The organism is Cupriavidus sp. 01L45, from assembly GCF_056399885.1.
Genome location: NZ_JBFTSG010000009.1, coordinates 139,247 through 151,763, shown reverse-complemented (window position 1 = coordinate 151,763; position 12,517 = coordinate 139,247). Strand labels below are relative to the sequence as shown.

At 66.2% G+C, this 12,517-nt stretch carries 11 protein-coding genes; 3 read left to right on the top strand and 8 right to left on the bottom strand.

Features of this window, described 5'->3' with window-relative positions:
- Nucleotides 1–262: 262 nt before the first annotated feature.
- The 6 genes from AC1DT6_RS08790 to AC1DT6_RS08765 all read right to left on the bottom strand — a co-directional run bounded on the left by AC1DT6_RS08790 (nucleotide 263) and on the right by AC1DT6_RS08765 (nucleotide 6,377).
- The gene (locus AC1DT6_RS08790) at nucleotides 263–1,993 is read right to left on the bottom strand and encodes an ABC transporter substrate-binding protein (protein WP_045235621.1); all 1,731 of its coding nucleotides are present in this window, start codon (nucleotides 1,991–1,993) and stop codon (nucleotides 263–265) included.
- 150 nt (nucleotides 1,994–2,143) lie between these two features.
- Complete coding sequence (locus AC1DT6_RS08785) at nucleotides 2,144–2,452, bottom strand: DUF2160 domain-containing protein (RefSeq protein ID WP_045235528.1); 309 nt, start codon at nucleotides 2,450–2,452, stop codon at nucleotides 2,144–2,146.
- Between the two features lie 12 nt (nucleotides 2,453–2,464).
- Complete coding sequence (locus AC1DT6_RS08780) at nucleotides 2,465–3,286, bottom strand: carbohydrate ABC transporter permease (RefSeq protein WP_276289910.1); 822 nt, start codon at nucleotides 3,284–3,286, stop codon at nucleotides 2,465–2,467.
- Nucleotides 3,279–4,163: a carbohydrate ABC transporter permease gene (locus AC1DT6_RS08775; protein WP_156176916.1), complete on the bottom strand. Its 885-nt coding sequence runs from the start codon at nucleotides 4,161–4,163 to the stop codon at nucleotides 3,279–3,281. The genes AC1DT6_RS08780 and AC1DT6_RS08775 overlap by 8 nt, the downstream gene beginning before the upstream one ends.
- Before the next feature lie 5 nt (nucleotides 4,164–4,168).
- The gene (locus AC1DT6_RS08770; protein WP_441632621.1) at nucleotides 4,169–5,275 is read right to left on the bottom strand and encodes an ABC transporter ATP-binding protein; all 1,107 of its coding nucleotides are present in this window, start codon (nucleotides 5,273–5,275) and stop codon (nucleotides 4,169–4,171) included.
- Nucleotide 5,276: 1 nt separating this feature from the next.
- A complete protein-coding gene (locus AC1DT6_RS08765) occupies nucleotides 5,277–6,377 on the bottom strand; it encodes an ABC transporter ATP-binding protein (RefSeq protein WP_441632619.1) in 1,101 nt (366 codons plus the stop codon).
- A 158-nt stretch (nucleotides 6,378–6,535) separates the two neighbouring features.
- On the opposite strand from AC1DT6_RS08765, the gene AC1DT6_RS08760 reads away from it, so the two are divergent.
- Entirely contained in the window at nucleotides 6,536–7,303 is a 768-nt protein-coding gene (locus tag AC1DT6_RS08760) for a DeoR/GlpR family DNA-binding transcription regulator (RefSeq protein WP_441632617.1), read from the top strand.
- A gap of 73 nt (nucleotides 7,304–7,376) precedes the next feature.
- On the opposite strand, the gene purU is transcribed toward AC1DT6_RS08760, so the two are convergent.
- Nucleotides 7,377–8,243 (bottom strand): formyltetrahydrofolate deformylase, encoded by an 867-nt coding sequence (purU, locus tag AC1DT6_RS08755; protein ID WP_045235622.1) that lies wholly within the window; start codon nucleotides 8,241–8,243, stop codon nucleotides 7,377–7,379.
- 29 nt (nucleotides 8,244–8,272) lie between these two features.
- Complete coding sequence (locus tag AC1DT6_RS08750; RefSeq protein ID WP_441632615.1) at nucleotides 8,273–9,148, bottom strand: NUDIX hydrolase; 876 nt, start codon at nucleotides 9,146–9,148, stop codon at nucleotides 8,273–8,275.
- A gap of 57 nt (nucleotides 9,149–9,205) precedes the next feature.
- Here AC1DT6_RS08750 and glpK point away from each other — a divergent pair, with 57 nt between their 5' ends.
- Entirely contained in the window at nucleotides 9,206–10,768 is a 1,563-nt protein-coding gene (gene glpK / locus AC1DT6_RS08745) for a glycerol kinase GlpK (protein WP_441632613.1), read from the top strand.
- A 96-nt stretch (nucleotides 10,769–10,864) separates the two neighbouring features.
- Nucleotides 10,865–12,469 carry a glycerol-3-phosphate dehydrogenase/oxidase gene (locus AC1DT6_RS08740; RefSeq protein WP_441632611.1) on the top strand — a complete coding sequence of 535 codons (1,605 nt, stop codon included), beginning with the start codon at nucleotides 10,865–10,867 and terminating at the stop codon, nucleotides 12,467–12,469.
- Nucleotides 12,470–12,517: the final 48 nt, after the last annotated feature.

The following is a 12,517-nucleotide window of genomic DNA, read 5'->3' as shown; positions in this document are numbered from 1 at the left end:
TAGATAGACTGGTTGGCCCAAAAAAACGGGGATTCCCCGGGTGTTGCGCTGGATCCTCTTTCCTGCTTCAGCTTTCTTGCTGGGGCGGAGCAGTGGCTTCCATGTCCTGAATATTATCTACTGGTAGATAGATAGTCAAGGGGTTTTTTCAACGCTCCTGAAAGTCGATGAGGCGGCACTTCGTTCAGGACAGAAAAACGGCGGCGCAACGTCACCGTTGCACCGCCGCTTTCAGGGCCAGGCGACCACTACCCGGATCGTCTTACCGCACCCGCCCTTCCTTCCAGGCCTGCAGCAGCTTGTCGTAGGCGATGGTCTCGCCCTTGGGCTTCTCGTTGGCCAGCTTCTTCCAGGGCGCGTGGTCATCCGACAGCCATTTGGCGGGATCGCTCTTGGGGTTCAGCTTGGGCGCGCAGTTCGTCATGCCGGCGCGCTGCAACCGTCCCATCACCTGGTCCATTTCCTCGGCCAGGTTGTCCATGGCGGCCTGCGGCGTCTTCTCTCCGGTGACGGCTGTCGCCACATTCTTCCACCACAACTGCGCCAGCTTGGGATAGTCAGGCACGTTGGTCCCGGTGGGCGTCCACGCGACCCGTGCCGGGCTGCGGTAGAACTCGATCAGGCCGCCGTACTGCGCCGCGTTCTTGGTGAGGTAGTCGTGGTGGATATCGCTGTCGCGGATAAAGGTCAGGCCGGTGAGCGACTTCTTCAGCGATACSGTCTTCGAGGTCACGAACTGCGCGTAGAGCCACGCCGCCGCGAGACGGTTGGGATCGGTGTTCTTGAAGAAGGTCCAGGAGCCTACGTCCTGGTAGCCGTTCTGCATGCCCTGCTTCCAGTACGGGCCATAGGGCGACGGCGCCATGCGCCATTTGGGCGTGCCATCGGCGTTGACCACCGGCAGGCCCTTCTTGGTCATATCGGCGGTGAACGCCGTGTACCAGAAGATCTGCTGCGCCACCTGCCCTTGCGCCGGCACCGGGCCGGCTTCAGAGAAGGTCATGCCCATGGCCTGCGGCGGCGCGTACTTCTTCATCCAGTCGATGTACTTGGTGAGCGCATAGACCGCGGCCGGGCTGTTGGTGGCGCCGCCGCGCGATACCGAAGCGCCCTCCGGCGTGCACTTGTCGGCGCCCACGCGGATGCCCCACTCATCGACCGGCATGCCGTTGGGCAGGCCTTTGTCGGCCGAACCGGCCATCGACAGCCAGGCGTCGGTGAAACGCCAGCCGAGCGACGGATCCTTCTTGCCGTAATCCATATGGCCGAAGACCTTCTTGCCGTCGAGTTCCTTGACATCGTTGGAGAAGAAATTGGCGATGTCCTCGTACGCGGACCAGTTGGTGGGCACACCCAGGTCATAGCCGTACTTGGCCTTGAACTTGTCCTGCAGGTCCTTGCGCGCGAACCAGTCGGCACGGAACCAGTACAGGTTGGCGAACTGCTGGTCGGGCAACTGGTAGAGCTTGCCGTCCGGCGCCGTGGTGAACTTGGTGCCGATGAAGTCCTTCACGTCCAGCCCCGGATTGGTCCACTCCTTGCCGGCGCCGGCCATATAGTCGGTCAGCGGCAGGATGGCGCCATAGCGGTAGTGGGTGCCGATCAGGTCGGAGTCGGAAATCCAGCCGTCGTAGATGGACTTGCCCGACTGCATGGAGGTCTGCAGCTTCTCCACCACGTCGCCTTCCTGGATGATGTCGTGCTTGACCTGGATGCCGGTGATTTCCTCGAAGGCCTTGGCCAGCGTCTTGGATTCGTACTCGTGGGTGGTGATGGTCTCGGAAACCACGCTGATCTGCGTGACGCCCTTGGCCTTGAGCTTGGCGGCCGCGTCCATGAACCACTTCATCTCGGCGAGCTGCTTGTCCTTGGAGAGCGTCGACGGCTGGAACTCGCTGTCGACCCACTTCCTGGCCTCGGCCTCGCCCGCCCACGCGGCGTGGCCGCAGGCTAGCGCCGCCGCGCAGGCCAGCGCCGTCATGCCCAACTTCACGTGCACCTTCATGAACGTCTCCTCGAGAATCCCCCTCCCTGCTCTTTGTCTGGGACGCGGTCCGGGGAAGGTGCAGGCCGCCATGCCCATTGACGAAAAATCCGTCGCTTTATTCTTGCCGGCCCGGGTTGCCGGCGAACCATGCGAGCCTCAGCCCTTGCGCATCACCAATGCCAGCGCAAGCATCGAAATCACCAGGCTGATCCAGATCGAAGGCTCCTCCGCCAGCGAAAACCACGCCATCATCTTCTCGCCCAGGCCCACCCAGGCCAGGTTGATCCAGGCGGCGCACATCAGTCCGATGAACAACCGGTCGCCCCTGGTGGTAGCGATGGGCAGGAAGCCCTTGCGCTCCATGGTGGGCGCGCGCGTCTCCCACACCGTCATGCCCACCAGCATCAGCGCGATGCAGACGAAGAACACGGCCACCGGGGTGGTCCATACCATCCAGCTGAACATGCGTTCTCCTCCTTACACGCGGCCCATCGCGAAGCCCTTCGCGATGTAGTGCCGCACAAACCAGATCACGATGCCGCCGGGCACGATGGTCAGCACCCCGGCCGCGGCCAGCACGCCCCAGTCCATGCCGGAGGCCGACACCGTGCGCGTCATGGTGGCGACGATGGGCTTGGCGTTGACCGATGTCAGCGTGCGCGCCAGCAGCAGTTCCACCCAGCTGAACATGAAGCAGAAGAATGCGGCCACGCCCACGCCCGCCTTGATCAGCGGCAGGAAGATGGTCATGAAGAAGCGCGGAAAGGAGTAGCCATCCACATAGGCGGTCTCGTCGATCTCGCGCGGCACGCCCGACATGAAGCCCTCCAGGATCCACACCGCCAGCGGCACGTTGAACACCAGGTGGGCCAGCGCCACGCCCAGGTGCGTATCCATCAGCCCGATCGTCGTATAGAGCTGGAAGAACGGCAGGAGGAACACCGCCGGCGGCGTCATGCGGTTGGTCAGCAGCCAGAAGAACACATGCTTGTCGCCGATGAACTGGTATCGCGAAAACGCATAGGCAGCGGGCAGCGCCACGGTGATCGAGATCACCGTGTTCATCGCCACGTAGATCATCGAGTTGATATAGCCCGAGTACCAGGACGCGTCGGTGAAGATGGTCTTGTAGTGCTCCAGCGTGAAATCGTTTGGCCACAGCGACAGCGTGGAGACGATCTCTTCGTTGGACTTGAACGACATGTTCAGCATCCAGTAGATCGGCAGGATGGCGAACACCAGGTACCCCAGCAGGAATACCGCGCGCCAGTAGGTGGCGTTCCGATTGGCTTCACGCATGAGGCATGTCCTCGCTGCCGGCGGTGCCCGCGCGCTGCATCCAGTTATAGAGGATGAAACACGTGAGCAGGATGATCAGGAAGTAGATGATGGAGAACGCCGCGGCCGGCCCGAGATCGAACTGGCCCACGGCCTTCTGCGTCAGGAATTGCGACAGGAAGGTGGTGGCGTTGCCGGGGCCGCCCCCGGTCAGCACGAAGGGCTCGGTGTAGATCATGAAGCTGTCCATGAAACGCAGCAGCACCGCGATCATCAGCACGCCGCGCAGCTTGGGCAGCTGGATGTAGCGGAACACCGCCAGGCGCGAGGCGCCGTCGATCTGCGCGGCCTGGTAGTAGGCATCGGGAATCGCGCGCAGGCCRGCATAGCACAGCAGCGCCACCAGCGGCGTCCAGTGCCAGACATCCATCACCAGCACCGTGAACCAGGCGTCCACCGCGCTGCCGGTGTAGTTGTAGTCGAACCCCATCCCGGCGAGCGCAGCGCCCAGCAAGCCGATGTCGGTACGTCCGAAGATCTGCCAGATCGTGCCAACCACATTCCACGGGATCAGCAGCGACAGCGCGATCACCACCAGCACCGCCGATGCCTTCACCCCTTTGGCCGGCATCGACAGCGCCAGCAGGATGCCCAGCGGGATCTCCACCACCAGCACCGCCAGCGAGAAGCCGAGCTGGCGCAGCAGCGCATCGTGCAGCTCGCCGTCGCGCAGCACCGTGCGGAACCATTCGGTGCCGACGAACACGCGGCGTTCGGGCGAGATGATGTCCTGCACCGAGTAATTGACAATGGTCATCAGCGGCAGGATGGCGGAGAACGCCACGCACAGCACCACCGGGATCACCAGCAGCCAGGCCTTCTGGTTGACGGGCTTCAGCGTGCTCATGCAACCAGCTCCTCGTTGACGTAGTAACAGGTATGACGGTTGAACACGGACAGCCACACGGTCTCGCCCGCCTGCAGCGCCACGGCTTCGTTGCCGAGCCGCCCGCGCACCGTGGCAGCGTGGCCGGAGGCATCCCGCACGCTGGCGGTGACCAGCCAGTAGGTGCCGATGTCCTGCGCGCGCTCCACCCGCGCCGGCACGGCCTGCGGATCGGTGCTGGCGGCCAGCCGCAGGTACTCGGGGCGCACGCCCACCTGGAACGTGCCGGCCGCCTGCAGTGCCGCGGCCGTGGCCGGCACCAGTTCGGGGAAATAGCGCCGCCCGGCGATCTCGATGGCACCGTCGCGCCATTGGCCCGCCAGGAAATTCATGCCCGGCGAGCCGATGAAATTGCCGACAAAGGTATGCGCCGGCCGCTCGAACAAGGCTTCGGCCGATCCCACCTGCACCGCCTTGCCCCGCGACATCACCAGCACTTGCTCGGCAAAGGTAAGCGCCTCGGTCTGGTCATGCGTGACGTAGATCAGGGTCAGCCGGAACTCGTGATGGATTTCCTTGAGCTTGCGGCGCAACTGCCATTTGAGGTGGGGATCGATCACCGTGAGCGGCTCGTCGAACAGGATGGCCGATACGTCCTGGCGCACCAGCCCGCGCCCGAGCGAGATCTTCTGCTTGGCATCGGCCGCCAGGCCGCTCGCGCGGCGGTCCAGCGCAGCGGACAAGTCGAGCATCTCGGCCACGCGGCCAACGCGCTCCTTCACCTGCGCCGGTGCCACGCCGCGGTTGCGCAGCGGAAAAGCCAGGTTTTCGCCTACCGTCATGGTGTCGTAGATCACCGGGAACTGGAACACCTGGGCGATATTGCGCGCCTGCGGGGTGGCCGCGGTCACTTCGCGGCCATCGAAGGAGACGGTGCCGTGCGAGGGCCGCTGCAGGCCGGAAATGCAATTGAGCAGGGTGGTCTTGCCGCAGCCGGAAGGCCCGAGCAAGGCGTAGGCGCCGCCGTCGTTGAAGGTGAACTTCAACGGCAGCAGCGCATAGTCTTCGTCCGATTGCGGTTCGGGCCGGTAGGAATGGGACAGGTCGAGGTCGATGCGCGCCATCTCAGGCTCCCAGCTCGGCAGCCGCCGGCGCCACCCTGCCCGGCCGCCTGGGCGCGTGGATGCGCGTGCCACCGGCATCGAACAGGTAGAGCTGCGCGGGATCGAGATGCAGCGTGAGCGGCGCCCCGAGTTCCAGATCTACCACGCCGGGAAACTGCGCCACCAGGTTGCCCACCGGCGAGTCCATATGCACGAAGGTATCCGATCCGGACAGCTCCGCCAGCGCCACGCGGCCGGCCACCGGCACGGAGCCGGGCACGGCATCCAGCCGCAATGCACCGGCCCGCACGCCAACCGTCACCGCGCCGGCGTGGGTCGCCGCTTCGGGCAGCGGGAGGGTAATGCCGCCCGCCAGCGCGAGCGCGCCTGCCTGCATCTCGCCCGCCATCAGGTTCATCGGAGGATCGCTGAAGGCGCGCGCCACGCGCAGCGAGGCGGGATAGTGGAAGACTTCCGGCGTCGGCCCGTACTGCAGCAGTTCGCCCGCGTCCAGCACCGCGGTGTGGCCGCCCAGCAGCAATGCCTCCGACGGCTCCGTCGTGGCGTAGATCACCGTGGCATTGCCATGGGCGAAGAGCTGCGTCAGCTCCTCGCGCAGTTCTTCGCGCAGCTTGTAGTCCAGGTTGACCAGGGGCTCGTCCAGCAGCATCAGCGGCGCGCCCTTGGCCAGCGCGCGCGCCAGCGCCACGCGTTGCTGCTGCCCGCCGGAGAGCTCCGCGGGAAGGCGGTCGAGCAGGTGCTCGATATGCAGCCGGGCGGCAAGCGCGCGTACCTGCCCATCGATGTCCTTGGCGCGGCGCAGCTTGAGCGGCGAGGCGATATTGTCGAAAACGCTCAGCGAGGGGTAGTTGATGAACTGCTGGTAGACCATGGAGACATTGCGCTCCCGTACGGGCATGCCGGTCACGTCCACGCCGTCCACCTCTACCCGGCCGGCGCTGGGCCGGTCCAGCCCCGCCATGACCCGCATCAATGAAGTCTTGCCGGCCTGCGTGGCACCGAGCAGAATAGTTACCGCGCCCGGCACGGGCGACAAAGACATGGGATACAGATACGCCTGCGAGCCTGCCTGCTGGGCGATGCCTTCCAATCTGAGCTGCATCGGGTCTCCGGGGTTCGACATGCTGTTCCGCGCCGCCGGACCTGCATCGACGCAGACGCACAAATCTTTGCTTCCGCTCGTTTTAGTTCAAAAACGAACATAAAACAATCATGCACTGCATCATTTGTTTTCGTTTGTGTTTGAACTAGAATGCCGGCATGACGCTAAATCCACGCCAGACCGCCCTGCTTGAAGAGGTTCGCAACCAGGGCTTCGCTTCCATCGACGAACTTGCGCGCAAGTTCGGCGTGACCCTGCAGACAGTTCGCCGCGACGTCAACATGCTGGCCGAAAGCGGCATGCTGGCGCGCTTTCACGGTGGCGTGCGGGTCGAGGGCTCGACGGTGGAGAACATCGCCTATCGCCAGCGCCAGGTGCTCAATGCCGAAGGCAAGGCGCGCATTGCGCGCACCGTGGCCAGCGCGGTGCCCGAGGGTTGCTCGCTGATCCTCAATATCGGCACCACGGTGGAAGAAATCGCACGCGAGCTGATGCATCACCGCGGGCTGCGCGTGATCACCAACAACCTGAACGTGGCCAGCATCCTGGCCGACAACCCCGATTGCGAGGTCATCGTCGCCGGCGGGGTGCTGCGCTCGCGCGACCGCGGCATCGTGGGCGAGGCCACGGTGGAGTTCATCAGCCAGTTCAAGGTGGATATCGGCCTGATCGGCATTTCGGGCATCGAGGCCGATGGCACGCTGCGCGACTACGATTTTCGCGAAGTGAAGGTGGCGCGGACCATCATCGAGCATTCGCGCGAAGTCTGGCTGGCGGCGGATGCCAGCAAGTTCAACCGGCAAGCCATGGTGGAACTGGCGCATCTCTCGGAGATCGACCGGCTCTTCACCGATCAGCCGCTGAAGCCGCCGTTCGAGAGCATGCTGGAAGAAAGCGGAGTGAGCTGTGTGGTCGCGCAGGCGTGAGCGCGCCGACCGGCAGCGTCCAGGCTGGCGAGGCGGTGCCGGCGCGGCTGGCGCCGGGCACCTGGTGATGGGCTTACTTGAAGACGACGGTCTTGTGGCCGTTGAGCAGGATGCGGTGCTCGGCATGCCATTTGACGGCGCGCGCCAGGGCCACGCATTCCACGTCGCGGCCCACCGCCGTGAGCTGCTCGGGATCCATGCTGTGGTCCACGCGCTCGATTTCCTGCTCGATGATCGGGCCTTCGTCCAGCGCGGCCGTCACGTAGTGGGCGGTGGCGCCGATCAGCTTCACGCCGCGGTCGTGCGCCTGGTAGTAAGGCTTGGCGCCCTTGAAGCTGGGCAGGAAAGAGTGGTGGATATTGATGGCGCGGCCGGCCAGCTTGCGGCACAGGTCGTCGGACAGCACCTGCATGTAGCGCGCCAGCACCACCAGGTCGATGTTCTGCTCCTGCACGATCTCGAACACCTTGTTTTCCTGCGCGGCCTTCTGCTCGGCCGAGGCGTTCATCATCGGCAGGTGGAAGAACGGAATATCGTACGACGCCGCCAGCTGGTAGAAATCGCGGTGGTTCGACACGATGGCGGCGATCTCCACCGGCAGGCCGCTGGCCTTGGCGCGGAACAGCAGGTCGTTCAGGCAATGGCCGATCTTCGACACCATGATCATCACGCGCGGCTTGACGCTGGCGTCGAACAGGTCCCACTGCATGGCGAACTGGTCGCCGACCGGCGCGAAGGCGGCCTTCAGCGTGGGCAGGTCGGGGCCGCCGGCGGCCGGCGTGAAGTGCACCCGCATGAAGAAGCGGCCGGTGAACTCATCGCCGAACTGGTCGGAATCGACGATATTGCAGCCGTGCTGGAACAGCAGGCCCGAGACGGCATGGACGATGCCCGGCTGGTCCGGGCAGGAGATGGTGAGAATGAATCCGGTATTGCTCATCGTGTGTTGTTCTGTCGTGTGCGCGCCGATCATGGGCGGGGGGTGCCGGGCACGCTCCAGCCGCGGCGGTTGAGCGCATCCAGCGTCACCAGGGTCGCATCGACCGTCATGGCGCCATCCGCCATGATAGCAAGCAATGCCTCCGGCTCGATACGGCGGTGCTCGGCCACCTCGCCGTCGCGGTTATGCGGCACGAAATCCGGCGGCAGCGGCAAGTCGTACACATATACGGCTTCCCACTGCACGCCTTCGGGAATTTCGCGCAGGACTTCGATCACTCCGTGCGACTCGGCACGCCGCGCCAGCGCCGGCGGGATGCCGGATTCCTCGTCGCACTCGCGCACCAGCGTGGCGAGCGGATCGCTGCCGTGCGGCATGCCGCCTGCGACCAGGTTGTCCCACATCCCCGGATCGACCGCCTTGGCCGCGCTGCGGCGTGAAATCCACAAGGCGCGTTCGCCGGCAATCACGCCATTCATGTGCGAGGCGAAGGTCAGCAGCCCGAGAAAACGCGCCGCCGCGCGTTCGATGGTGGCAAAAGCCAGCGCCTCCAGCGCGGGCGTGACGGCGAACAGTTCGTCGCGCCAGCCACGCACATGGCCGGTATCCGCCAGCCAGCGCGCCAGCACCGCCAGCGTGGCGCTGCGCGCCGCAAAGTCGCCGCAAGACGGCAGCAGCGCCACGCTGCCGTCTTGCGAATCGCCCAGCACGCCCGGCACTGCCTCCTGCGCGCGCAGGATGCCGGCATGCGCGCGCGGCAGCCAGCCAACCTGGCGCCCTGCCACCGTCAGCCGCAGATGGGCTTCGGCATCGAAGGGGCTGCGCGCGGCGAGCGATCCGCTAATGCGGGAAATGGCGGAAACGCCGGTATCGCGGACTTGGCTGTCGGGCAAGGTATCGGACATGAATGATCTCGGCGGCCGGCAAGGCACGCCCGTAAAAGTATTTCCAGGACAAAACGCATGACGCAAATTCAGCCGCCGGGCCTGCCGCAATTCATACTGGCGCTCGACCAGGGCACCAGCAGCTCGCGCGCCATCCTGTTCGATCACGCCGGCAATGTGGCGCGGGTCGCGCAGCGCGAATTCCGGCAATATTACCCGCACCCTGGCCATGTCGAGCACGATCCCTACGAGATCTGGCAATCGCAGCTGGCGGTGGCGCACGAGGTGCTCAACGATGCCGGCGTCTCGGCCAGCCAGATTCGCGCCATCGGCATTACCAACCAGCGCGAGACCACCGTGCTGTGGGACCGCCAGACCGGCGAGCCGATCGGCCGCGCGCTGGTCTGGCAGGATCGCCGCACGGCGCCGATGTGCGAGACGCTGCAGGCCGAGGGCCACGGCGACCTGTTCCGCGACAAGACCGGCCTGATCCTCGACGCCTATTTTTCCGGCACCAAGCTGCGCTGGATGCTGGACAACACCGAAGGCGCGCGCGAACGCGCCGAGCGCGGTGAGCTGGCCTTCGGCACGGTCGACAGCTGGCTGATCTGGCAGCTCACGGACGGCAAGCGCCACGTCACCGATGTATCCAACGCCTCGCGCACGCTGCTGTTCAACATCCACACCTTCCAGTGGGACGACGCCCTGCTCGGCCTGCTTGATATCCCGCGCAGCCTGCTGCCCGAGGTAGTGCCTTCCAGCGGCGAGGTGGCACGCACCGCACTGAGGCTGTTCGGCGCGGAGATCCCGATCGCCGGCATCGCCGGCGACCAGCAGGCCGCCACCTACGGCCAGGCCTGCCACGCGCCCGGCATGGCCAAGAACACCTACGGCACCGGCTGCTTCCTGCTGATGAACACGGGGTCGCAGCCGGTGACTTCGCACAACCGGTTGCTGACCACCATCGGCTGGCAACTGGGCGGAACGGCGCCGGCCGCCAGCCGCACGCAATATTGCCTGGAGGGCGGCGTATTCATGGGCGGCGCCACCATCCAGTGGCTGCGCGACGGCTTGCAGATCATCAACAGCGCACCCGAAGTCGAACCGCTGGCGCGCCAGTGCGACGACACCGACGGCGTGGTGCTGGTGCCAGCCTTCGCCGGCCTGGGCGCGCCGCACTGGGACCCGTTCGCGCGCGGCACGCTGGTGGGCCTCACGCGCGGCAGCGGACGCCCTCACATCGCCCGCGCCGCGCTGGAATCGATCGCGCTGCAAAGCGTGGACGTGCTGGACGCCATGCAGAAGGACGCCGGCATCTCGCTGGCCGAACTGCGCGTGGACGGCGGCGCTTCGCGCAGCGATCTGCTGATGCAGATGCAGGCCGACCTGCTCGGCACGGCCGTGGTGCGCCCGCGCGTGACCGAGACCACGGCGCTCGGCGCCGCCTACCTGGCGGGGCTGGCCACCGGCTACTGGAGCGGCGAGGAAGAGATCGCCAGCCAGTGGCAGGTGGAGCACCGCTTCGAGCCCAACCTGTCCGCGGATGCGCGCGCTTACCGGCTGTGGCGCTGGCATCGCGCGGTAGAACGCGCGCGCGACTGGGCCCGCGAGGACAGCGCGCCGCCCCGATCGGCAAACTGAGCGCGGGCGGGCCACATCCCGCGCAACCGGCATAACCGGCGGAACCGCGCAACGCAATCAGCGCCCGCCATCARCATTCGCATCAAACAAGGAATCATGCAGAAACTGTCTACTCCCATCCTGCCGCCAGACCGCGCCGCCCTGCTCGCCACCCTCGAGCGCGAGCCGAAGTGGGATGTGATCGTCATCGGCGGCGGCGCCACCGGCCTGGGCACGGCGGTGGATGCCGCCTCGCGCGGCTACCGCACGCTGCTGGTGGAAGCCGCCGACTTCGCCAAGGGCACGTCCAGCAAGGCCACCAAGCTGGTCCATGGCGGCGTGCGCTACCTCGCGCAGGGCAATATCAGCCTGGTGCGCGAGGCGCTCCACGAGCGCGGCCTGCTGGCCCGCAACGCGCCCCATCTGGTATGGCCGCTCGGCTTCGTGGTACCTGCCTACCAGTTGTTCGACCAGCCCTTCTACGGCATCGGCCTGAAGCTCTATGACATGCTGGCCGGCGGACTCAACCTGTCCGGCAGCCGCTGGCTGAACCACCGCGAGACGCTGGCGGCGGCACCGACCCTGGCCGAGCACGTGGGGGGCCGGCCCCTGCGCGGCGGCAATCTGTACTTCGACGGGCAGTTCGACGACGCCCGCCTGGCCATCGCGCTGATGCGCACGCTGTTCGATGTGGGCGGCACGGCCATCAACTACCTGCGCGTGAGCGGATTGTCACAGCGCAATGGCGTGATTGACGGCGTCACCGTGCAGGACGTGCTGGGCGGCGCCAGCTTCGACCTCAAGGCGCCCTGTGTGATCAACGCCACCGGCGTCTGGGTCGATGCCATCCGCCAGATGGAAGACGGCAACGCGCGCAGCATGGTGGCGCCCAGCCAGGGCGTGCATCTGACGCTGCCGCGCAGCTTCCTGCCCGGCGACCGCGCCATCCTGATCCCCAAGACCGACGACGGCCGCGTGCTGTTCGTGGTGCCCTGGAACGGCCACACCATCGTCGGCACCACCGATACCCCGCGCCAGGACCTGCCGCTGGAGCCCCATGCCGGCGCCGACGATGTCGACTTCATCCTGGAGACCGCCGCGCGCTACCTGTCGCGCACGCCCACCCGCGCCGACGTGACCAGCGTCTGGGCCGGCCTGCGCCCGCTGGTCAAGGCCACCGGCGAAGCCTCCACCGCCTCGCTCTCGCGCGAGCACACCATCCTGGTCTCCAAGGCCGGCCTGATCACCGTCACCGGCGGCAAATGGACCACCTACCGCAAGATGGCCGAGGACGTGGTGGGCACGGCAATCCAGCGCCAGATGCTGCCGGCCGCGCCATGCGTGACCGCGGAACTGCCGCTGCATGGCTCGCAAGGCTTGCCAGCCGACCTGCCCCCGTCCGGCAGCGGTTCGCCCGACCGCTACTACGGCAACGAACTCGGCATGCTGCGCGCGCTGCCGGGCAACGACGAATTGCTGGTGCCCGGCTCCGGGCTCACTGCCGCCCATGTGCGCTTTGCCGCGCGCTTCGAGCTGGCGCGGCGGGTCGAAGACGTGCTGGCGCGCCGCAATCGCGCACTATTCCTGGAAGCCAGCGCCGCCAGCGCGGCAGCGCCCCGGGTAGCCGAGATCCTGGCCGAGGAGCTTGGTCACGACGCCGCCTGGCAATCCGCCGAGGTGGACAGTTTCCGAGGTCTCGCAAGCAGCTATATGCTGGCCTGAAGGCGACGCCGCCCCACGGGAAACGCGGCCGTCACACCCTGGCCTGTT